The sequence below is a fragment of the Allorhizobium undicola ORS 992 = ATCC 700741 genome, from assembly GCF_000621665.1.
In the GTDB taxonomy this organism is placed as follows: Bacteria; Pseudomonadota; Alphaproteobacteria; order Rhizobiales; family Rhizobiaceae; genus Allorhizobium; species Allorhizobium undicola.
The window spans coordinates 298,176-318,592 of sequence record NZ_JHXQ01000001.1 but is presented as its reverse complement, the minus strand read 5'-3'; the positions used below and the strand labels follow the sequence as shown (position 1 = coordinate 318,592).

The 20,417-nt window shown below is 59.4% G+C and carries 20 protein-coding genes, 1 tRNA gene and 1 riboswitch; of the genes, 13 read left to right on the top strand and 8 right to left on the bottom strand.

Features of this window, described 5'->3' with window-relative positions; translation table 11 throughout:
- The first annotated feature begins 14 nt into the window (after positions 1–14).
- Both T424_RS0101535 and T424_RS0101530 read left to right on the top strand, forming a co-directional pair.
- Positions 15–227, top strand: a complete 213-nt coding sequence (locus T424_RS0101535; protein ID WP_027486157.1) for a DUF2842 domain-containing protein — start codon at positions 15–17, stop codon at positions 225–227.
- A 113-nt stretch (positions 228–340) separates the two neighbouring features.
- Positions 341–1,573, top strand: coding sequence for a GNAT family N-acetyltransferase (locus tag T424_RS0101530; protein WP_037066254.1), 1,233 nt, complete (start codon positions 341–343; stop codon positions 1,571–1,573).
- 86 nt (positions 1,574–1,659) lie between these two features.
- On the opposite strand, the gene T424_RS19935 is transcribed toward T424_RS0101530, so the two are convergent.
- Positions 1,660–3,864, bottom strand: coding sequence for a GumC family protein (locus T424_RS19935; protein ID WP_037066252.1), 2,205 nt, complete (start codon positions 3,862–3,864; stop codon positions 1,660–1,662).
- Between the two features lie 170 nt (positions 3,865–4,034).
- Between T424_RS19935 and T424_RS0101520 the strand changes: the two genes are divergently transcribed.
- From T424_RS0101520 to T424_RS19920, 10 genes are all read left to right on the top strand, one after another.
- Positions 4,035–4,598 (top strand): polysaccharide biosynthesis/export family protein, encoded by a 564-nt coding sequence (locus tag T424_RS0101520; protein WP_037066250.1) that lies wholly within the window; start codon positions 4,035–4,037, stop codon positions 4,596–4,598.
- Positions 4,598–5,737 (top strand): glycosyltransferase family 4 protein, encoded by a 1,140-nt coding sequence (locus tag T424_RS0101515; protein ID WP_027486154.1) that lies wholly within the window; start codon positions 4,598–4,600, stop codon positions 5,735–5,737. The genes T424_RS0101520 and T424_RS0101515 overlap by 1 nt, the downstream gene beginning before the upstream one ends.
- 230 nt (positions 5,738–5,967) lie before the next feature.
- Complete coding sequence (locus tag T424_RS0101510; protein ID WP_027486153.1) at positions 5,968–7,509, top strand: undecaprenyl-phosphate glucose phosphotransferase; 1,542 nt, start codon at positions 5,968–5,970, stop codon at positions 7,507–7,509.
- Positions 7,506–8,756 (top strand): O-antigen ligase family protein, encoded by a 1,251-nt coding sequence (locus T424_RS0101505; protein WP_027486152.1) that lies wholly within the window; start codon positions 7,506–7,508, stop codon positions 8,754–8,756. Before T424_RS0101510 ends, T424_RS0101505 begins: the two co-directional genes overlap by 4 nt.
- Positions 8,749–9,987: a glycosyltransferase gene (locus tag T424_RS19930; protein WP_084268350.1), complete on the top strand. Its 1,239-nt coding sequence runs from the start codon at positions 8,749–8,751 to the stop codon at positions 9,985–9,987. The genes T424_RS0101505 and T424_RS19930 overlap by 8 nt, the downstream gene beginning before the upstream one ends.
- Positions 9,988–10,178: 191 nt before the next feature.
- Positions 10,179–10,255: transfer RNA gene (locus tag T424_RS0101495), tRNA-Pro, on the top strand.
- Positions 10,256–10,403: 148 nt separating this feature from the next.
- Positions 10,404–10,649: riboswitch (cobalamin riboswitch) on the top strand.
- 237 nt (positions 10,650–10,886) lie between these two features.
- Entirely contained in the window at positions 10,887–11,906 is a 1,020-nt protein-coding gene (locus T424_RS22990) for an ABC transporter substrate-binding protein (protein ID WP_027486151.1), read from the top strand.
- Complete coding sequence (locus tag T424_RS0101485; protein ID WP_245269377.1) at positions 11,903–12,934, top strand: FecCD family ABC transporter permease; 1,032 nt, start codon at positions 11,903–11,905, stop codon at positions 12,932–12,934. Before T424_RS22990 ends, T424_RS0101485 begins: the two co-directional genes overlap by 4 nt.
- Positions 12,931–13,740, top strand: a complete 810-nt coding sequence (locus T424_RS19925; RefSeq protein ID WP_051558716.1) for an ABC transporter ATP-binding protein — start codon at positions 12,931–12,933, stop codon at positions 13,738–13,740. The genes T424_RS0101485 and T424_RS19925 overlap by 4 nt, the downstream gene beginning before the upstream one ends.
- 353 nt (positions 13,741–14,093) lie before the next feature.
- Complete coding sequence (locus T424_RS19920; RefSeq protein WP_051558715.1) at positions 14,094–15,095, top strand: extracellular catalytic domain type 1 short-chain-length polyhydroxyalkanoate depolymerase; 1,002 nt, start codon at positions 14,094–14,096, stop codon at positions 15,093–15,095.
- Between the two features lie 33 nt (positions 15,096–15,128).
- Here T424_RS19920 and T424_RS22805 read toward each other — a convergent pair whose 3' ends face one another.
- Positions 15,129–15,278 carry a hypothetical protein gene (locus T424_RS22805; protein WP_027486149.1) on the bottom strand — a complete coding sequence of 50 codons (150 nt, stop codon included), beginning with the start codon at positions 15,276–15,278 and terminating at the stop codon, positions 15,129–15,131.
- Between the two features lie 187 nt (positions 15,279–15,465).
- Positions 15,466–15,672 carry a hypothetical protein gene (locus T424_RS0101465; protein ID WP_027486148.1) on the bottom strand — a complete coding sequence of 69 codons (207 nt, stop codon included), beginning with the start codon at positions 15,670–15,672 and terminating at the stop codon, positions 15,466–15,468.
- A 140-nt stretch (positions 15,673–15,812) separates the two neighbouring features.
- Between T424_RS0101465 and T424_RS22390 the strand changes: the two genes are divergently transcribed.
- The gene (locus T424_RS22390) at positions 15,813–16,088 is read left to right on the top strand and encodes a hypothetical protein (protein ID WP_154664764.1); all 276 of its coding nucleotides are present in this window, start codon (positions 15,813–15,815) and stop codon (positions 16,086–16,088) included.
- A 274-nt stretch (positions 16,089–16,362) separates the two neighbouring features.
- Here T424_RS22390 and T424_RS0101450 read toward each other — a convergent pair whose 3' ends face one another.
- The 5 genes from T424_RS0101450 to T424_RS0101430 form a co-directional block, all read right to left on the bottom strand.
- Positions 16,363–16,887 (bottom strand): MerR family transcriptional regulator, encoded by a 525-nt coding sequence (locus tag T424_RS0101450; protein ID WP_027486146.1) that lies wholly within the window; start codon positions 16,885–16,887, stop codon positions 16,363–16,365.
- A 240-nt stretch (positions 16,888–17,127) separates the two neighbouring features.
- Positions 17,128–17,466, bottom strand: a complete 339-nt coding sequence (locus T424_RS0101445) for an integration host factor subunit alpha (protein WP_027486145.1) — start codon at positions 17,464–17,466, stop codon at positions 17,128–17,130.
- 98 nt (positions 17,467–17,564) lie between these two features.
- Positions 17,565–18,536, bottom strand: coding sequence for a beta-ketoacyl-ACP synthase III (locus T424_RS0101440; RefSeq protein WP_027486144.1), 972 nt, complete (start codon positions 18,534–18,536; stop codon positions 17,565–17,567).
- A 17-nt stretch (positions 18,537–18,553) separates the two neighbouring features.
- Positions 18,554–19,600 carry a phosphate acyltransferase PlsX gene (plsX, locus tag T424_RS0101435; protein WP_027486143.1) on the bottom strand — a complete coding sequence of 349 codons (1,047 nt, stop codon included), beginning with the start codon at positions 19,598–19,600 and terminating at the stop codon, positions 18,554–18,556.
- A gap of 256 nt (positions 19,601–19,856) precedes the next feature.
- The gene (locus T424_RS0101430) at positions 19,857–20,417 is read right to left on the bottom strand and encodes a YceD family protein (protein WP_027486142.1); all 561 of its coding nucleotides are present in this window, start codon (positions 20,415–20,417) and stop codon (positions 19,857–19,859) included.

The window sequence follows — 20,417 nt, the reverse complement described above, 5'->3', positions numbered from 1 at the left end:
GAAAGGATGTTCAAATGCCTGTGAGACTACGCAAATTTATCGGCACAGTCGTCATCGTGGCTCTTGTCATTCTTTATGCGCTGGTGGCCACCACCATTGCCACGCTGACGCTGGCGGCCCAGCCCTGGTGGGTGCATCTTCTCTATTTCCTGCTATCGGGCGTTTGCTGGATCGTTCCGGCCATGCTCATCATCAAGTGGATGGCAGGGCCAGTGCGCAAATCCTGAGCCGATGTTTCCCCTGCCGCTACGTAGGAATATCTTAATGCTGTTTTCACTTCCCTCGCACCGTGAACCGGCGCTGAGGAGAAGGTTAAGCGCTGCCATGGCAAAGTTGCGCCATGAGCAACCACAAACAGGATCGCGGCGTGGCGGGCATCTCCGGGATTGTCATGGAAAAACCGGTCAGATCGGGCGATCCGCACATTCTTTGCGTGCGGGCGGTAAGCAGCATGGAGCCGCTGGAACGGGAATGGCGGCGTTTGCAGCGCGACCCGCTGAACTCGCTGCATCAGGGCTATGACTGGTGTCGCGCCTGGGTAAAGACCCATGGCAGCAAGCTTGCCATTCTCCATGGCAAATATGGCGATGAAACCGCCTTCATCCTGCCTCTGGAGGTTCATCGGCTTCACGGCATAAGGCAGGCGCAGTTCATCGGCGCGCGGTTCAGCAATATCAATACGGGCCTTCTTTCCGCCCGCTTCCGGGAAAGCGGCGGGCGTGTCGGCAATCTCTCAGAACTGCTCACCACAGCGCTGAAGGATGAGGCCGACCTTCTGGCACTTGCCAATATACCCTTCGACTGGCGCGGCATTCGCCACCCCTTTTGCGGGCTCCCGGCGATTGAACATCAAAATCGCAGTTTTCAGCTTCCGCTTGGCGCCACCATGGCGGAAACGATCGCCCCACTCAATGCCAAACGGCGTCGCAAGAAATATCGCAACCAGTTGCGAAAAATCGAGACCGCAGGCGGCTTCGAGCATATTGTGGCCCGGCAGGAGCAGGAGAAAGCGGCCCTCCTCGAATGTTTTTTCCGGCAGAAAGCCCTCCGTTTTCAGGCACAAGGCCTGCCGGATGTCTTCCAGCCACCGGAAACGCAGGCCTTTTTTCATCTTCTCCTGCAAGGCTCTTCCAGCGGCTATGACGTGCCGCTGGAGTTACACGCCATTCGCCTGGCTGGCAAAGAGCATGGGAATATTGCGGCCATTGCCGGATTGTCGCGCAAGGGCGACCATGTGATCTGCCAGTTCGGGTCTATCGATGAAAGCCTCGTTCCAGAGGCCAGCCCCGGCGAATTGCTGTTCTGGCTGGTGATAGAGCAGGCGCTTGACGACGGCGTGGCCCTGTTCGATTTCGGCCTTGGCGACCAGCCCTACAAGCGCCGCTGGTGCAGCGTGGAAACGGTGCAGCACGATGTGGTGCTGCCCATCACCGCCGCAGGAAGGCTCGCCGCCCTTGCCTATCGCGGCGTAACGCGCAGCAAGAGCTTCATCAAAAGCCATCCGGGCCTCTACCGGCTTATCCAGCGCCTGCGCTCGAAAAGCGAGACGAAAATGGCTTCCGACGATGATTGAGACCATGACGCTTCACGTCTTCGCAGACATGTTGAAACGGTCCAACGCCTTGCTTTCACATTTTCAGGGTATTTCAGCGGGTGTCATCAGGCCGATGCCGCCCGAGGCGCAGGGGCGATGACGTCCTCTTCCGGTAGAAAATCCGCCGCCTCGCTCATCAGCAGCAGATCGCCAACTCCGTGAGCCTCGAATTGCTCCATGAGGAGAGAAAGTTCCGCTGTATCCGGCTGCGGAACGGAAAGAATGATCTCCTGCCCGCCGTCACGGCAAAGGCGAAGTATATTATCCACTGTCGTCGGGCCGCATTCCACCACCACCAGATCATAGGCATCGGTGAGCGCGTCGGTAATCATCGTCAGCCTGTCGAGCCCGCGCAGGGCCTGACGGATGTCGGCGGCGCCCTGCGGCAGAATATGGGCCGAGGACGAACGGTCGGCATGGATGGTTTCGCCGAATGCCGCATCACCACACAAAAGATCGGTCACGCCCGGCAGGTCGTGATGCTGGGCCATGGCAAGCGTCGGGGCGCCGGAGCCTGTCATATCGACAAGAATGACGCTGCGGCCGGCATCGGCCACATACCGCGCCAGCGTGACGGTGGCGGCAGAGCCCGCATCGCCATCCGGCGACAAGACAATGACCTTCGCAACGCCGCGCTTCGAGAGATATTGCGCCACGGCAGCAATGGAATATTCGCTGGCGGCCTCATGCTGCGGCTCAACGAACCGAATGGCGGCAGGTTGCGGTTCGGAGGCGGCAATGATGGGCCGAACGGGAGAATCCTTCTGCTCGTCGTGGTGAGTCTGCCGTCTTTGCGTGGGCACATCATCCCACTCGTCCTGTTCGTCGCGCCGGCTGCGTGGCCGTTGCGGCTGCGGGGCTGGCCCCACCGGGCGCAAGGCCCGGCCGCTGAACAGCTCCAGCAGCATGATGACAATCGTGCTGACGACGAAGGTTGCCACCCCGGCCACCAAGGTGATTGGCAGGACTTTGGGAAAATTCGGTTCGCCCGGCTGCATGGCGCGGGAAATGATGCGCGCATCCGCTGGGGTGGCATTGGGATCGATACGGCTGGATGCCTCGCGATAGCGGGCCAGATAGGTTTCCAGCAATTGCCGTTGCGCGGCGGCCTCGCGCTCCAGCGCCTTCAGCCCCACTTCCTTTTCACCGGCCGTAGCGGTATCGGCCTTGATGGCGGCCAGTTGCTGCATGAGCTGTTCTTCGCGAATGCGGGCAATATTCGCGTCGTTTTCCAGGCTGGAGGCAAGCTTCCTCGTCTCGGTCTGTAGCTGGGTCTGAATGCTGGCAAGTTGCGCCTTCAGCGCCTTGAGCCGGGGATGGTTATCCAGCAGCGAAATGGAGAGGTCTGAAATCTGCGCCTTCAGCGTTGCTTCGCTCTGCTTCAGGCTCTGGATGGCGGGGGAGCCCATTACGACATCCAGATTATCGGCGGTCTGGCCGCTTTTCAGTGCGGATTTCAGATTTTGCAACCGCGCTTCGGCATTGCTGCGATCGGTGCGCACGCGCAAAAGTTCGGCGGAAATGTCGTTGAGCTGCTTGGAGGCGAAGGATGAAGAATCGCCCGCAGGAATAAGATCGGACGACTTGCGATAATCGGCCACTTTCTGCTCTGCCTCGGCCACCTTCTGCCGCAGGTTGGCAATTTCCGGCTCCAGCCAGCGGGCGGCATCCTCGTTGCTGTCCAGCTTCGCGCCGCTCTGCACGGCAAGATAGACATTGACCATGGCATTGGGGATAGCCGCGGCAAGTTTGGGATCCCTGGAGGAAAACTCCACCCCGATCACCCGTGATTTTTCAACCTGATAGACCTGTAATTTCTCGCTGAACGTCTTGATGACACGGTCTTCCGGGCTCAGCTCCAGCGGATTCTTCTTCAGATGCAGCATCACCAGAAGATCCGTCAGTGCGGAAGGGTGTAGATCCGGGTCGAACTCCTTCAGCTCATAAAGCTTGAGATCGCGCACCACCTGACGGATGAGATCGACGGAGCGGAAGAGCTGCACCTGACTGGCGATGTTCAGCTCATCCAGTACAGGCTGCGAATCAGCCGATTTTGCATTTTCGGCATCGTAATTTGGCGCGCGCGGCTCGATGAGAACCGTGGTCTCGGCGCGATAAGTGGGCTTGATCAGGCTTGCACCGGCAAAGGCAACACCGGCCATCAGGCATGTCAGGGCAAGCACCCGTCCCTTTCGCCGCCAGACGGCGGCAAGCAACTGGGCGAGATCAATATCGACATCCTGATCCGCGTGGCTGGGTCCAACCGGCATTCCGGCTCTCCTTCTTTTACCGGCAAACCGTAAATCAACATGGTAACTCAAATGTTAATTTCAGCCCGAAAGCATATTCCCGCTGCGCCCCGATCCGCGCTTTACACTCCATTAACCATAATGGCCGATAAAACGATCATTCTTGGTATGGGAGCGTCTCTGCGAAAATCATGGCGAAACGTCTGCTGCTGGCCATTGCCACCCTGCTTTGCCTCTGCGTTGCCGGCTGCTCCACCTATCAGCCCGCCTCGAAGGTGTTTCACGAAGCAACGATCCAGCCCTACCGTCTGGATAGCGGCGACCGGCTGCGCATTACCGTTTTCGAGCAACCGAGCCTGACCAATACCTACACGGTGGATCAGGCTGGCTATATCGCCTTCCCGCTGGTTGGTCAGGTGACGGCGCGTGGCATGACACTTCCGCAGCTCGAAGGGGCAATTGCCCAGAAATTGCGGCAGGGCTATCTCCGAAACCCCGATGTCAGTATCGAGGTAGACCGCTATCGGTCCATCTTCGTCATGGGAGAGGTCGGCCAGCCCGGACAATACAGCTATGTGCCGGGTATGACGGTGCAAAACGCCATCGCCGTGGCAGGCGGCTTCTCCAGCCGCGCCAACCAGCGCGATGTGGATGTGACCCGCAAGGTGAATGGAACCATTGCCACCGGCCGCGTGCCGATCACCGATCCCATTCTGGCAGGAGATACGGTCTATGTGCGTGAACGGCTGTTCTGATGCAGGATGCCGCCCCGCTCAGGATCATCCATTGTTTTCGCTCGCCGGTGGGCGGCATATTCCGGCATGTGCGCGACCTCGTGGAGCAGCACGATGCCTTGGGCCATCACGTCGGCATCATCTGTGACAGCCTGACGGGCGGCGCCCATGAAACCGCGCTTTTCGAAGCGCTGATGCCAAGCCTCAAGCTTGGCCTTACGCGCCTGCCGATCCGGCGGGCGGTGGGATTTGGCGATATTGGCGCGGTTCGCGCCTGCTATCGGCAGATCCGGAGTTTGCAACCGGATGTTCTCCACGGACACGGCGCCAAAGGTGGCGCCCTTGCCCGGATCATCGGTTCAGTGCTGCGGGTGCAAGGGTCTCGCGTTGCCCGCTTTTATTCTCCCCACGGGGGCAGCCTGCATTATCGCGCCAACACGCTGGCGGGACGGGCCATCTTCACGCTGGAGCGAATGCTCGAGCGGCATACGGAAGCGCTGGCCTTCGTCTGCGGCTACGAGCAGCGCGAATATATGCGCAAGGTTGGCCAGCCAGCCAAGCCCTTCAAGCTCGTTTACAACGGCATTGGCGAAAGCGAATTCCGCCGGCTGGAGCCACGCGCGAATGCTGCCGACCTTGCCTTTATCGGCATGTTGCGTGACCTCAAGGGCCCTGACATCTTCATCGAAGCCGTGCAGCGGGCCGAGCGGCTTCTGGCGCGCCCTCTTTCTGCGGTCATCATCGGCGACGGACCGGATCGCGACGCCTATGTCGATATGATCGAAAAGCGTGGTCTTGGACGGCGCATTCACGTCTTGCCTGCCATGCCGGTCATGAATGCCTTTCAGCTCAGCGACATCGTCGTGGTTCCCAGCCGGGCGGAATCCTTTCCCTATATCGTGCTGGAGGCGGTGGCTGCTGGAAAGGCAGTCGTTGCCAGCCGCGTCGGCGGCATTCCGGAAGCGCTGGGCAAGGATAGCCCGGCCCTCGTGCCACCCGAAAAACCGGAGGAGCTTGCAAACCGCATGGTGGAAGCACTGACCGTTCCCGGCTGGAAAGACGCCAACATGCCGGAGCCGGAAGCGTTCCGCCGGACATTTTCCACCGTCACCATGGGCGCGGACATGCTTGCGCTTTATCAGGCTCATGTGATCCGGTGAGGGCAGGCCTGCCCGACAATCTGTAGCGCTGCGGCACAGCTAACGAAAAAGCCACCATATCCCCTAGAGTTTTCTTAGTGTCTTTTCGCTATGTCTGACGTGAACTTGCGGGTTCGTGCGCATGAGGCGCGCATCGTGTTTCCGATGCGGGAAGGTTCCGCCCGCCGGAATTCTTGCCTGGCCTCATGCTCCCGCGCCGGCAAGACCATGCAAGAGACAGGTTCAGGGCCATGACCAACCTTCATTCGCTCGATGTTGAAAGACTGCGCCGCAAGCTGCAAGACAGTGCCGTCGATGCTGGCGGGCAGGCAGGATCGCAAACCAGCCTTTCTGCAGCGGCAAGCCGCATGGCCGGGCAATTCCGCAGCAACCACACATCGCCCGTCATGCTGGTGGGACAATTGGCGATCCTGGAATTCCTGTTTCTTCTGGTCCTCGCCGGGGGCTGGCTATTCTTCAGTGCCCGGCAGGGACAAGCGCCTGTGGCCGGACAAATCGGCATTTGCCTTTGCACCGTTCTGATCTACAGCCTGATCGGGCAATTGGCGGATAGCTACCAGATCACCATCCTGCGGCGGATGCGCCCGTCTGTCAGGCGCAGCATGACAGCGCTTTTGGTCGCACTGGCAATTGGCTGGCTGGCCACCATGGCACTGCTGCCCCAAGCCCACCCCAAGGCATGGCTTGCCGGTTTCAGCCTCTCGGCGCTTGCCGTGATCGGCCTGGAACGATTGGTGCTGTCACACCTCTTGCGGCGCTGGACGCGCAACGGCCTGATCGAGCGTCGCGCCGTCATCGTCGGCGGCGGCAATCCTGCCAAGGAGTTGATCCGCTCGCTGGAAAGCCAGCCCGATAACGATATTCGCATCTGCGGCATTTTCGACGATCGCGGCGGCGACCGTTCCCCCAATATGGTGGCAGGCTATCCCAAGCTCGGCACCGTGGCCGAACTGGTGGAATTTGCCCGCGCCACCCCGCTCGACATGTTGATTATCGCCCTGCCGCTCAGCGCGGAGGATCGTATTCTCCAGCTTCTCAGGAAGCTGTGGGTTCTGCCGCTGGACATTCGCCTTGCAGCCCACGCCAATAACCTGCGTTTTCGCCCCCGCACCTATTCCCATGTCGGCGATGTGGCGATGCTCGACCTGATGGACAAGCCGATCCGCGACTGGGATTCGGTTGCAAAGCGCATCTTCGACCTGTTCTTCGCCAGCCTCGCCATTTTGTGCCTGTGGCCGGTCATGGTGGCAACCGCGCTGGCCATCAAGTTCACCTCGCGCGGGCCGGTGCTGTTCGTGCAGCGCCGTCACGGCTTCAACAACGAGATCATCGATGTGTTGAAGTTCCGCTCGATGTATACCGAGATGAGCGACCCGACGGCGCGGCTGGCGGTTACGAAAAATGATCCGCGCGTGACGCCTGTCGGCCGCTTCATCCGCAAGACCTCGATCGATGAGCTGCCGCAACTGTTCAACGTGCTGCGCGGCGATCTTTCGCTGGTCGGCCCTCGCCCCCATGCGGTGCTGGCGCAGACGCGGGACAAGCTCTATGGCGACATCGTCGAGGGCTATTTTGCCCGCCACCGCGTGAAGCCCGGCGTAACCGGCTGGGCGCAGATCAATGGCTGGCGCGGCGAGGTGGATACCGATGAAAAGATCAAGGCGCGCACCGCCTGCGACCTGCATTACATCGAGAACTGGTCGCTGCTTTTCGATCTCAAGATCCTGTTCCTTACCCCCATCCGCCTTCTCAACACGGAAAATGCCTATTGAGCGCTATCGACCATAACGGCTTTGCCGTCGCTCGCCCCGGTTATGCGCTGGTTGGGTGGATGGCATCGCTTGCGATCATGCTGGCCGTGTTTTTACAGGGCTTCGTGATTCACGAGCCCTCCCCTTACGAATTGTTCATGGCGGCGCTCATACCACTCTGGTTCCTGCTGGGCCTGAGAATTTCGAGACCGGTGGCCCCCTTGATGGCATTGATGCTGTTGTTCAATGTCGGTGGCCTCCTGTCGCTTCTGGTGATGGACGATCTGGACGACGGGCCGATGTATATGGCCATTTCGTTGTTTCTGGCGCTGACCGCCATTTTCTTCGCCGCCATCATTGCCGAAAAGGGAAAAAGGCTGGAGCTGATCTTCAAGGCCTGGGCTGCGGCAGCCGTGCTGACCGCGCTGCTCGGCATTCTTGGATATTTCCATGCCATTCCCGGCGGCGAGATTTTCACCCGCTACGATCGCGCCATGGGCGCTTTTCAGGATCCGAACGTATTCGGTCCGTTTCTCATCGCGCCTGCCCTTTTCCTCATGCATGGCCTGTTGACTGGCCGCCTCATTGACGCCCCCTCGCGCATTGGCGGGCTGCTGATCATCGCCTTTGGCATATTCCTTTCGTTTTCGCGGGCGGCGTGGGCGCTATTCCTGTTTTCGGCCGTCGCCATGGTGCTTGTTCTGCTGCTGAAGGAAAGAAGCACCGCCTTTCGCATGAAGATCACCATGCTGGCGCTGGCGGCAGCCATGTTGATGGTGGTGGCCCTTGGGATTGCGCTGCAATTCGACAAGGTGAGCGCGCTTTTCGCCAACCGGACCCAGCTTGTGCAGGATTACGACGGAGGCCATCTCGGACGATTCGAACGCCACAAGATCGGCTTCCTCATGTCCATGGAAAAACCGCTCGGCATCGGCCCCATGGTATTCAGCCGCATCTTTCCGGAGGACGAGCACAATATCTGGCTGAAATGCCTGACGAGCTACGGATGGCTTGGCTTCACCTGTTTCGTGTCCATGCTCGTCTGGACCATCTGCTTCGGCTTCAGATACCTGCTTCGGCACCGGCCCTGGCAGCCCTATCTGATGATTGCCTGGATCGTGCTTCTGGGCCATGCCGGCATCGGCAATGTCATCGACATCGATCACTGGCGGCATGTCTATCTTCTCTTCGGCATTCTCTGGGGCTGCCGCGCGCTGGAGCATGGCTGGCAAAAACAAACTATTCGCCGGGGGGACGGGCATGACTGACATGAACAGCGCCGATGGCCAAAAACAAACACTCAGACTGTTGCAGGTGCTGGAGCCAAGCGGCGGCGGCTCGGGACGCCATTTCATCGACCTGTGCGCGGGTCTTGGCCGGTCGGGTCATGAGGTGACGGCCGTCTTCTCTCCCCTGAGAGCGGAGGCGCGCTTCATTGATGAGCTTTACGGGCTTGGCCTCAAGCGCGTGGTGCCGCTGGCAATGCGCCGTGCCGTCGGCCCGTGGGATCTGGCCGGATTTCACCGTCTGCGTCAGGTCATCCGGCGGGAGGGTCCGTTCGATCTCGTGCATGGCCACAGTTCCAAGGCAGGCGCGCTGACACGGCTCAACCGGCCGTTCACCAAAACGCCGGTGATCTACACCCCCCACGCCTTTCGTACCATGGACCCCACGCTTGGCCAGAGAGGCCGCCTCTTGTTCGGCACCGTCGAGCAGGGACTTGGCCGTTTTGCCAGCGACCGGATCATCTGCGTTTCCGGTGATGAATACGACCATGCGCTCAGCCTTGGCATATCGCCGGAAAAGCTGCGAATTGTCGTCAACGGTGTGGCCTGCCCGCCCATGGACAATCGGACGGCCCTTCGCGCCGGACTTGGCCTGAGGGCCGACGATATTCTGTTTGGCTTCGTTGGCAGACTTGTGCCGCAAAAGGCCCCGGAACGGCTGATCGAGGCTTTCTCCCTTGTCAGCCAGGCCATGCCGCAGGCGCATCTGATGATGATCGGACGCGGTGAACTGGAACCGAAATTACGGGCGATGATTGCCGAAAAAGGTCTGTCGCACCGCGTATTCCTGCAAAACGACATTGCCGGCCATGATGCCATTCAGGCCTTCGATGCGCTTGTCGCGCCCAGCCGCTACGAGGCCATGTCTTATGTCATGCTCGAAGCGGCCGCGGCTGGACTGCCGCTCATTCTCACTCAGGTTGGCGGTGCCAGCACGGTTCTGGATCACGATGTCAACGGCTGTCTCGTGCCGAATACCGACGATCCGGCTCCGCTCAGCCGCGCCATGTTGCGCCTGGGAGATCCGCTGATCAGGGCGGCGCTGACGGCAGGCGCGCTTGCGCGGCGCCACGGATACCAGCTCGACAGCATGGTACGCCAGACGCTTGCGGTCTATTCCGAAGTCCTGCCCTCCTACACCGCTCCGCGCGAGGCAGACAACCGCATCGATCCTGGCGTCCATGACATCACCCGCCGGATCGCGGCGGGATAAGATCACCCAACGCAAACCGGGCAGGCGCGGCAGAGATAAAAGACCGGGTGCCCCTGCCCCCCGCCGGCCTGACCTCGGCCCGCACATCGATAGATTTCAGCGGGTTGAGCGATTTTTGCGCCGGGAGACACATTTTGCCCTTGCGCCGGTGTCGCAAAGACTCTAAGTGAACCTTGCTCTTCGGAGCGGGTCGGAGCGTAGCGCAGCCCGGTAGCGCACTTGACTGGGGGTCAAGGGGTCGCTGGTTCAAGTCCAGTCGCTCCGACCATTTTTCCCCCACTTTTCTTTCATTGTGGTTTTGTTTGTCGCCGCACTTGCGTCGGGTTTTATCTTGAATATCATTTGTAATGATATTACATTACATGAAAGAAATTCGCCTTGCATATCGATCCATACTTGACGGGTTGTGGCGGCGGTCATTAACTGGACAGGACGGTTCCCCGGCCATGAAGTGTCGGGGATGAAAAGGGAACACGGTGAGGGCTACCCGAATGGGACCAAGGCCGTGGCTGCCCCCGCAACTGTAAGCGGATTGTCGCTCTTCCTCGTGATCCGGCAGGATCATGCCACTGCGTGCGCAGCCGAAAGGCGGCGAACATGGGAAGGCAGAGGAGCGGCAGATATGCGTGAGCCAGGAGACCTGCCGTCATATTTTTCCAACGTCACGGGCGGGGATGCCCGGAACAGGAGCCTATGATGACTTTTCTCTCCGCCGCACACCTGCGGCGCCTCTCCGATTCGTTCAGATCGAAAAATGCTTTCGCGCATTTCAGCGAAAGCCGGTTTCCGGCTTTGCCTGCGCAGATGCGCAAAAACACAAGTGCCGCACCTTTCCTGAAGCCAGATTGCGCCTCTACCCGGCGCTGATCATCTGCCATTTCTGTTTTCAGGAGACATTCATGACCTTTATTTCCCTGCGCGCCATTGGCGGCGCGCTTCTGGCTGCGATTGCATCTTTTTCCAGCGCCAATGCCGAGGCGACACACTATCCGCTGACGCTTGAAAATTGCGGACGCAGCATTCGCATAGACCATCCGCCGCGCCGGATCGTTTCCATCGGACAAAGCAGCACCGAAATTCTCTATCGCCTCGGTCTTGGCGAACGTGTGGCCGCCACGGCGGTGTGGGTCGGTCCGGTCCTGAAGGGCTATGAGGCCGAGGACGCCCGCGTGAAACGGCTTGCCGAAAACGATCCGAGCTTTGAAAGCGTGCTGGCGGAAAAGCCCGATCTGGTGACGGCGCAGTTTCAATGGCATATCGGCCCGCAAGGCGCGGTGGCCAAGCCGGAGCAGTTCGGCGAGCTTGGCATTCCCGTTTATATTTCTCCCGCCGATTGCCTTGGAAAAGACGCCGTGGCAGGCAGCGACGGCGTGCGCCATGACCGCTTCACGATGGAGCTGATCTACCGGGAAATCCTCGATCTGGCCAAGATCAACGACGTTTCGGACCGGGGCGAGGCTCTGGTGCGGGAATTGAAAATCCGGGAAACCACCGCGCGCGCGCGTCTTGCCTCGGTGCGCAGCGGGCTTTCGGCGGTCTTCTGGTTTTCCAGCCAGAAGGATGCCGATCCTTACGTGGCGGGCCGCAACGGCGCGCCGGGCTACATCATGCAGGCGCTGGGCCTTAAAAATGTGGTGGAGACCGATGAGGAATGGCCCACGGTCGGCTGGGAGACCCTGGCCAAGGCCAATCCCTCGCTGATCGTTGCCGCCAGGATGGATCGCCGCCGCTATCCGCTGGACAGTATCGAGGCCAAGCGCAGCTTTCTGCAAAGCGATGCCGTGGCAAGCCTGATACCCGCCGTGCGGCAGGGCCATGTGTTCGAACTGGATGCCCAGGCCATGAACCCGACGATTCGCACCATCGACGGCATCGAAGCGCTCGCCGATGCCATTTCAGCATCGGATCTTGGCAAGTGACGGCGCGACTGCCTATCCCTCACGCTCGGCTCTTTGCCCTGGCGGGGGCCCTTCTCCTGCTGCTCCTGGCCTTGTGGCTGGGGGCGGCGGTGGGGGAAACCGCCATTCCCCTGCCCGTGGTGGCAAAGACCGTTGCCAACCGGCTTTGGGATGCAGGCTATGCGGTGGAACCGCTGGATGAGGGCATTGTCTGGAGTTACCGTGTCAGCCGCGCCGTGGTCGCGGCCTGCTGCGGAGCCGGTCTTGCCGTCTCAGGCGTCGTGTTGCAGGCACTGCTTCGCAATCCGCTGGCGGATCCCTATATTCTCGGCGTATCCGCCGGTGCCTCCACCGGCGCGGTTTCCGTGGTCATTCTGGGTGTTGGCGGCGGTATTCTGGGCCTTTCCGCCGGTGCTTTTCTTGGCGCCGTGCTTGCCTTTTCGCTGGTTAGCCTGCTGGCATTCAAGGCTGGCAGGGCCACCGGCATCATCATTCTGGCAGGGGTGGCGGGATCGCAGCTTTTCAATGCCATAACTGCTTTTATTGTTGCACGCTCGGCCACGGCAGAGCAGGCCCGCGGGGTGATGTTCTGGCTGCTGGGCAATCTTTCCGGCGTGCGCTGGCCTCATGCAGGCCTTGCCGTGCCCGTGATCTGCGCGGGTGTTATCCTGTGCCTGAGCCAGGCGCGAGCACTGGATGCCTTTACCTTCGGGCGCGATTCCGCCGCGTCACTCGGCATTCCCGTGCGCCGCGTCTATATCCTGCTCATGGCAGCTTCCGCGATGATGACGGCGGTCATGGTTTCCATCACAGGATCCATCGGCTTCGTGGGGCTGGTGGTGCCGCACGCCGCACGTTTGCTGGTGGGTGTGCGCCATGAGGTTCTCATACCCTCTGCCGCGCTTGCCGGGGCGATATTCATGATTTTCGCCGATATTCTGTCACGTACGGTCGTTGCCGGGCAGGTGCTGCCCATCGGCGTGATAACGGCTCTCATCGGCGCACCGGCCTTTGCGCTCATTCTCATTCAGGCAAGGATGCGCCCCTGATGATTTCCGCCCGTAATCTCCACTGGGTTTCCGGTAAAAAAACCATCCTGCGCAATGTCAGCCTTGATGTGCAGCCGGGCGAGTTCCTTGGCATCGTGGGACCAAACGGCTCCGGCAAAAGCAGCCTTCTGGCCTTGCTGGCCGGTCTTCGCGCACCCGCATCCGGCGAAATCATGCTGGAGGGCGTTCCCCTGAACCGGCTGTCGCGCCGCAGCCTGGCACAAAGGCTGGCGCTGGTGGAACAGCAGGCCGACACCAGCGAGCAGATAAGCGGCAGACAGGCCGTGGAGCTCGGCCGCACACCCTATCTCTCGGCGCTGGCGCCCTGGTCCAGCCATCATCACGAGGTTGTCCAAAACGCCCTGTGCGATGTCGGGATGGACGAGCTTGCCGAACGTCGCTGGCACACTTTATCCGGAGGCGAAAAGCAAAGGCTGCATATTGCCCGCGCCCTGGCGCAGCAGCCGCGCCTGCTGCTGCTGGATGAGCCAACCAACCATCTCGATATTGGCCATCAACTGGCCTTGCTCGATCTTGTGAAGCGCAAGCCCATGACCGTGGTGGCTGCCCTGCATGATTTGAGCCATGCGGCCATGTTCTGCGACCGGCTGGCGGTGATGGATCATGGAGAGCTCGTGGCACTCGGCCCCCCCGGCCAAATTCTGACAGAAGGACTTCTTCGCCGAATTTTCAATGTGCAGGCCGAGATCGAGCCAGCCAGACATGGTTCCGGCCTCAACATCCGCTACCTTCGGCCTGACACTAACGCGCCTTGCGTTTTATCAAACGTACAAATGGCGGTGTAGCGCTATAAATATGATGCATAATTCCGACCTTGGAGCGCTTTTTGATCCGATTGAATCAGATATGCGCTTTAAGCTTTTATTTTTGAACCATAATCTTGTCGGTCCTCATTTCACTCCGGTCGGATTGTGCTCTAAATCGATTCCGACCCAAGCAATTATGCAGTCTGCAACTTGCCGCCGCCGAATGGAGCAAGAGCTGGCCCGCACGTCACAACTTGACGTTCAGCATTTTCGAAGGAATTCCTCGCATTGTCTCCATACTGCCTTATATTGAATGCACTGCAACAAATTCTTGATGCAGTTCAAGCAGGATGATTTTACCAAATCTCCGGCGGCAAAGGTCAGATCGGGTCATGCATTTGAAACTCCCAAAATCCGTCAGCGCTCTCATGCGCCAGCAGCGCAGCCTTCAGCGCGCCATGACCCGTGTCGCCGAGAATGCTGGCTGGCTTATCGATGAGCCAAAGCCCCGCCCTGCTTCTCGCAACACCCCTCGTTTGCTGGAGGTAACGGGCTTCGGTCATAATCCCGGCCATCTGCGGATGCTGGCCTATGCGCCGTCGCAATTGCTGCCAAACGCGCCTCTGGTCGTCGTCCTGCACGGCTGCAAGCAGACGGCCGAGGAATTTGATCAGGCAAGCGAGTGGACAAAACTGGCCAGAAAGCATGGCTTTGCCGTTCTCTATCCAGAGCAGCGGTCCTCCAACAATCCAAATCTCTGTTTCAACTGGTTCAGACCCAGCGCCGTGGCAGAAGATAGAGGCGAGCTGGGGTCGATCCGCCAGATGATCGACTGGATGATCGAACACCACGGGCTGGACGGCAACGCCGTCCAGGTGGTGGGTCTTTCGGCTGGCGGGGCCATGGCGGCGGCTCTTCTGGCCGTCTACCCGCATCGCTTCAAGGCAGGCGCCATCGTTGGCGGCTTGCCCTTCGGTGGCGCCCGCGATGCCATGGCCGCCCTTTCAATGATGCGCCAGGCTCCGCAAAAATCGGCCACGGAATGGGCCGGGCTGGTGCGTCAGGCAAGCCCGGATGCGGCAGTCTGGCCGGAAATCTCGATATGGCACGGCGATGCCGACGATGTGGTCGATCCCGGCAATGGCAAGGCCTTGGTCAGCCAATGGCTCGGCCTGAACGGGCTGGAGGACACCTCCCCGCAGCGGGAAACGCTGGCCGGAGGCGAAATGCTGGTGTGGAAGGATGAGGCCGGGAAACGCCGCGTGGAATTTGCCGCGCTTCATGGCTTTGGCCACGGTTTTCCTGTTGGCCCGAATCAAAAAAGCCAGCCTTTCATGCTGGCTTTCCCATGGTCGCTGTCCCATTTGCTTGTGAAGAAATGGGACCTGTCCTGAACCTTTTTGGCAGGCACGCTCCGTGAAAGAAGCCTATTTCTCCTGAACCTTCACGCCGTCCTGGCCGATGCTCAGTTCCACGCCCTTTGGCTTGGTTTCTTCGCGATAAACATAAACGCCGAGGCCAATCACCACCACCACCAATGCGCCAATAATAAGATAAAGACCGTTGTTACGGTTCATTCTGCATCTCCTGCTCGCGCGGCTTCACGTTTGCCCCAGATTGGCTTTGCCGCAATTCGCGAATGAGAATGCATGGTGGGCGGAATTGTTCCCTCATCACACAATATTGTCATCACACACTATTGTAGCAATGCCCACAGCAGAGGATAGCTGCGCGTCAGCGCGCCCTCTCATCGACAAAGTGCTATCACTCCATAATCCCGGTGTCGGGATTGTAGCGCTTGCCACCCATTTGCCGGGTGAAGTCCAGAATTTCATCAACGTCGTCAAGCCCGCTCTCAGCCAGCCGCTGCACAAGATCGACAGCGTTCTGCAAGGCCTCCGGTGCATCGACAAAGTCGTGTTCGCTATTCAGTCGTCTGGCTGCCTCGGCAGCGAGAAAGTCCTTTTCCATGTTTCTCCCCCCATGGTCGGTATTCGTTACAATGAAGGTGCGTGGAACACGTGCCGCAGGCTTGACCGGCAGAACGTGAAGTCAAGCGTGTCGCGATCTATCAGATTCGCTCCTGACGCTTCAGGTTATTGTTTTGCCGCATGTCGGTATCGCAAAACCGCTGCACACTTTTGCGCGACATGCTATTGTTTTGCCGCATGTCGGTATCGCAAAACCACTGCACACTTTTGCCCGACATGCTAAGAGACTTGTGCCAGCAAAGATCGAAGCCGGCCGCCAGCGATGCAGAAGGCTTCAAAGGTTCCCTCCTCTCTTTCGGCTTTATCGAAAATACCAAAAAAAGTCAAAGGAGCGCAATCCTGGAAAGCGCCAGCCAGCAACATGGCACTCAGGAATTCAATGATTGTCATGGCTGATGACCGGAACGAACCCCGCAGAACATCACGCGGGAACCGGCTCACTCTGTCTGATACGACTGCGCGCCTCTTACGCCAATCGGGGCTCTTGCAGCAGCATATGCCCGTCACTTTGAGGCAAGGTGGCTTCGAGACATCATTGCTCCAAAACCAGCACTTGTAATAGATAGCACAACATCCCCCTGCAATTAAGGCGGAGAGATGATTTTATGGGATATTTACGAATTGGTGATCAAGCCAGCCAGAATACGGACTGGAATGGCTGACGAATATCTTATCGCACCTGATCGAGCAGGCGTTTACATTCCAGCAAATCAAACAATGTTTCCTGCAACAAGGCCCGATCTTCCTTGTTGATCGACCCCTTCCCCAGCGAGATTTCCGGAATATCGTCGTCACCGCCGCCAAAGCCAAAGAAGCGGCTTGGACGAACCTTGGCCTGTCCAACGACCTGATCTTCGTCACCCAGCCGTGGTTCATCGTCATGCGATTGATTGGCGGCAACCAGGGCCTCCATGGTGGCCACATCGCCCGATGCAACGGCCATGACAAATTTGTTGCCATTGGTTTTCAAGAGCTTCTGCACGCCCTTGATCGTATAGCCGTGATCATACAGCAAATGCCGAATGCCCTTCAGAAGGTCAATATCCTCCGGGCGGTAATACCGGCGGCCCCCGCCGCGCTTCATCGGCTTGATCTGGGGAAAGCGGGTTTCCCAAAAACGCAACACATGCTGCGGCAGATCGAGATCGTCCGCTACTTCGCTGATCGTGCGGAATGCATCGGGGCTTTTATCCAAGGCTTGATCCTCAAGATCGGAACAGGTTAAGCGAATCCTTGCCTGAACGTCGCCGCAAAGCAAAGAGACTCGCGCGCACGCCCAACCTCTATTTCAATGACTTAGCGGAGAAAATTCAAGTCTTTTATGGCCTTCCCCACCCTCGCCTGCGCAGTGTGCACAGATCAGGAAATGCCACACGCCGTCCTATAGAGACGAAAGCAGGCCCTGCCGTGACGGCTGGACCTGCCAGAATAGGCTTCATACAGCCGGATTTTGCGGCTTCTGCTTTGCCTTGCGCGCCAGATGCGAGCGCAGGATACGCTGCTTGAGAACGTTCGACGCCTTGAAGGTCATGACCTTGCGAGGCGAAATCGGCACTTCTTCCCCGGTCTTCGGGTTACGGCCGATGCGCTCGTTCTTGGAGCGCACCTGAAAGGTTGCAAAGGAGGAAAGCTTGACGGTTTCGCCACGCACGATTGCGTTGCAGATCTCGTCGATCACGGTTTCCACGAGTTCCGCCGATTCGGTGCGTGAAAGGCCGACCTTTCGAAAGACCGATTCCGCCAGGTCCGCGCGTGTTACAGTTTTGCCGGTCATCTCAACCCGTCCATTCTGACTTTCTGATCCTTGATTTCAGAGAGTATTGGCAGAGCGCTTTCCGGTCAAGCTCTTGTAACAAGATGATTTTAACGCCATCACCACCGCAGCAGCACCGCACCCCAGGTGAAGCCGCCGCCCATGGCTTCCAGCAGGACCAGATCGCCCTTGCGGATGCGGCCATCACCGGCGGCCGTGGCCAGAGCCAGCGGGATCGACGCCGCCGAGGTATTGCCATGCTGATCCACCGTCACCACGACCTTCTCCATCGGGATGTTGAGCTTCTTGGCAGCGCCGTCAATAATGCGCAGATTGGCCTGATGCGGCACCAGCCAGTTGACCTGCTCGGAGGATAGGCCAGACGAGGCGAAGGATTCCTCGATCACGTCGGTAATCATTCCTACCGCGTGCTTGAACACCTCGCGGCCTTCCATGCGCAGATGCCCTACGGTGCCGGTGGTGGAAGGGCCGCCATCGACATAGAGCTTGTCCTTGTGCGAGCCGTCCGAGCGCAGCTTGGCCGAAAGCACGCCGCGATCGGCGGTCAGGCCCTGCCCTTCCTGGGCTTCCAGCACGAGAGCGCCAGCGCCGTCGCCAAACAGCACGCAGGTTGTGCGATCCGTCCAGTCCAGGATGCGCGAAAAGGTTTCGGCGCCAATCACCAGAGCCCGCTTGGCAAGCCCGCCACGAATATAGGCATCCGCCGTGGTGACAGCATAGACAAAGCCAGTGCAAACGGCCTGCACATCGAAGGCAAAACCATGCGTCATGCCAAGGCGGGCCTGAATGTTCACAGCCGTGGCCGGAAAGGTATTGTCGGGCGTGGAGGTGGCGCAGATGATCACATCGATATCGGCAACGGTCAGCCCTGCATTGTCGAGTGCGGCCTGCGCGGCAGCCGCGCCCAGCGAGGCCGTAGTTTCCCCCTCGCCCGCCAGATAGCGCTGTTTGATGCCCGTGCGCTGGACGATCCACTCATCCGAGGTCTCGACCCTGGATTCAAGTTCCTTGTTGGTAACGACCTGCTTGGGCAAGGCAGAACCAAAGCCCCGAACGACCGAACGAATCATATCTGAAATTCCTTAAATCAGGCGGCTTCGGGGCCGACACTGGATGGGAAACGGGCGTGATACAGTTTAAGATCGTTTTCGATCTTCTGTGTCAGTCCATTTCGCGCCATGTCATAGCCAACTTCGATAGCCGCAGCAAAACCCTCACCATCCGTGCCACCATGGCTCTTGATGATGATGCCGTTCAACCCCAGAAAAACCCCACCATTGACTTTGCGCGGGTCCATCTTTTCCCGCAGAAGGTCGAAGGCGCCCCTGGCGAAGAAATAGCCGATCTTCGACAACAGGCTGCGCGACATGGCCGAGCGCAGATAGGTTGCGATCTGTCGCGCCGTACCCTCGGCGGTCTTCAGCGCGATATTGCCGGTAAAGCCCTCGGTGACAACGACATCCACCGTTCCCTTGCCGAGATCGTCGCCCTCGACGAAGCCGGCGTAATTGAGGGTCTCCAGCCCCGCCTCGCGGATCATCCGGCCGGCTTCGCGCACCTCTTCCTGGCCTTTGACCTCTTCCACCCCGACATTCAGCAGGCCGATGGTGGGGCGCTCGATTTCAAACAGCGCCCGCGCCATGGCTCCGCCCATGACCGCAAAATCCAGAAGCTGCTGCGCATCGGCGCCGATCGTGGCGCCCACATCCAGCACGATGCTTTCCCCGCGCAGCGTCGGCCAGATGGCGGCAATGGCGGGGCGCTCGATATTGGCCATGGTGCGCAGGCAGAATTTCGCCATGGCCATCAAGGCCCCGGTATTGCCCGCCGAAACGGCAACATCCGCCTGACCGGTCTTCACCGCTTCGATGGCGCGCCACATGCTGGAGACATAGCGTCCGCGCCGCAGGGCCTGGCTTGGCTTTTCATCCATGCCCACGGCCACCTCGCAATCGTGAAAGACCGAGCGTTCCTTCAGTTTGGGATAGCGCGCCAGCAACGGCTCACAACGTTCCTTCTGGCCAAACAGCACGAAACTGATGTCAGGATGCCGCTCAAGCGCCTTTGCCGCACCCGGAATCACGCTTTCGGGACCGAAATCGCCCCCCATCACGTCGAGAGAAATCTTGACCACGCGCCTGTTTTTCCTTCTTCCTCATCGGGGGCAAATGCCCGCAAATTAACGGATCTTGCGGGAGAGACAATAGTGCCGCGCCCCACAAGCCCCCGGAGTTTTTCTTAAAGCACCCCCACTCTGCTGCCAAAGTCCTGACGAGTGCTGCAACCCTTCCGCCTGCCGTGCCCTTCTATATGGCGGCGCCAAGGCGGCGCAACAAGCTTACGCTTGCAAAGTGCCATTGCCGGTCCATTCACTGGACCAACAGCAATGGCTAGTCCTTTTTCCAATCCTTTAAAGCCGCAAAAGGCGACGGGCGTATGATCTCGGCGCCGGTATCTTCCGAATGGCCGGAAAATTCAACTCCCTGCTTGCGCGGATAGGGATCGATGGCAAGCGCGGCAAACTCGCTGACCAGCAGGCCCGCATCGATTGTATCGCCCGCGAAGGTCTCCGGTATATCGGGACCATCGGGGTCCAGCACCATTTCGCCCTGGCCGTCGGTCATCAGGCGGATGAGCTTGGAGCCCTCGGGCAGGAAAACCTGTTCCACCTCCTCGCGAATGGAAGAGGCAACAGGCTCAAGCGTCACCACGCAGGCCTGTTCGATCTCTGCTTCCACCGTGCCCTTGATTCGCACGCCATCCCGTTTCCAACGCGAAAGCTTGAGGTCTGCCTTCAGCGACTTTACGGCCAGCACCCGCCACAAACGGGCAAGGCCCGCGCATTCGGCCTCGTCGGCTTCCAGATGCACCTGTACGGGATTGGCCGATATATGACCAACCTTTACGGGAAAGGAAAAGGCTGTCTCTGTGTCGGTGTCGCGCTTCGTCAT

Coding starts and splice junctions, on each gene's coding strand:
- T424_RS0101510 (WP_027486153.1), top strand. CDS start 5,968: ATGACCAACCTTCATTCGCTCGATGTTGAAAGACTGCGCCGCAAGCTG.
- T424_RS19920 (WP_051558715.1), top strand. CDS start 14,094: ATGCATTTGAAACTCCCAAAATCCGTCAGCGCTCTCATGCGCCAGCAG.
- T424_RS0101520 (WP_037066250.1), top strand. CDS start 4,035: ATGGCGAAACGTCTGCTGCTGGCCATTGCCACCCTGCTTTGCCTCTGC.
- T424_RS0101440 (WP_027486144.1), bottom strand. CDS start 18,536: ATGATTCGTTCGGTCGTTCGGGGCTTTGGTTCTGCCTTGCCCAAGCAG.
- T424_RS0101530 (WP_037066254.1), top strand. CDS start 341: ATGAGCAACCACAAACAGGATCGCGGCGTGGCGGGCATCTCCGGGATT.
- T424_RS0101515 (WP_027486154.1), top strand. CDS start 4,598: ATGCAGGATGCCGCCCCGCTCAGGATCATCCATTGTTTTCGCTCGCCG.
- T424_RS22990 (WP_027486151.1), top strand. CDS start 10,887: ATGACCTTTATTTCCCTGCGCGCCATTGGCGGCGCGCTTCTGGCTGCG.
- T424_RS19935 (WP_037066252.1), bottom strand. CDS start 3,864: ATGCCGGTTGGACCCAGCCACGCGGATCAGGATGTCGATATTGATCTC.
- T424_RS0101445 (WP_027486145.1), bottom strand. CDS start 17,466: ATGACCGGCAAAACTGTAACACGCGCGGACCTGGCGGAATCGGTCTTT.
- T424_RS0101465 (WP_027486148.1), bottom strand. CDS start 15,672: ATGGAAAAGGACTTTCTCGCTGCCGAGGCAGCCAGACGACTGAATAGC.
- T424_RS0101535 (WP_027486157.1), top strand. CDS start 15: ATGCCTGTGAGACTACGCAAATTTATCGGCACAGTCGTCATCGTGGCT.
- T424_RS22805 (WP_027486149.1), bottom strand. CDS start 15,278: ATGAACCGTAACAACGGTCTTTATCTTATTATTGGCGCATTGGTGGTG.
- T424_RS22390 (WP_154664764.1), top strand. CDS start 15,813: ATGTCGGTATCGCAAAACCGCTGCACACTTTTGCGCGACATGCTATTG.
- T424_RS19930 (WP_084268350.1), top strand. CDS start 8,749: ATGACTGACATGAACAGCGCCGATGGCCAAAAACAAACACTCAGACTG.
- T424_RS0101430 (WP_027486142.1), bottom strand. CDS start 20,417: ATGACGAAGCGCGACACCGACACAGAGACAGCCTTTTCCTTTCCCGTA.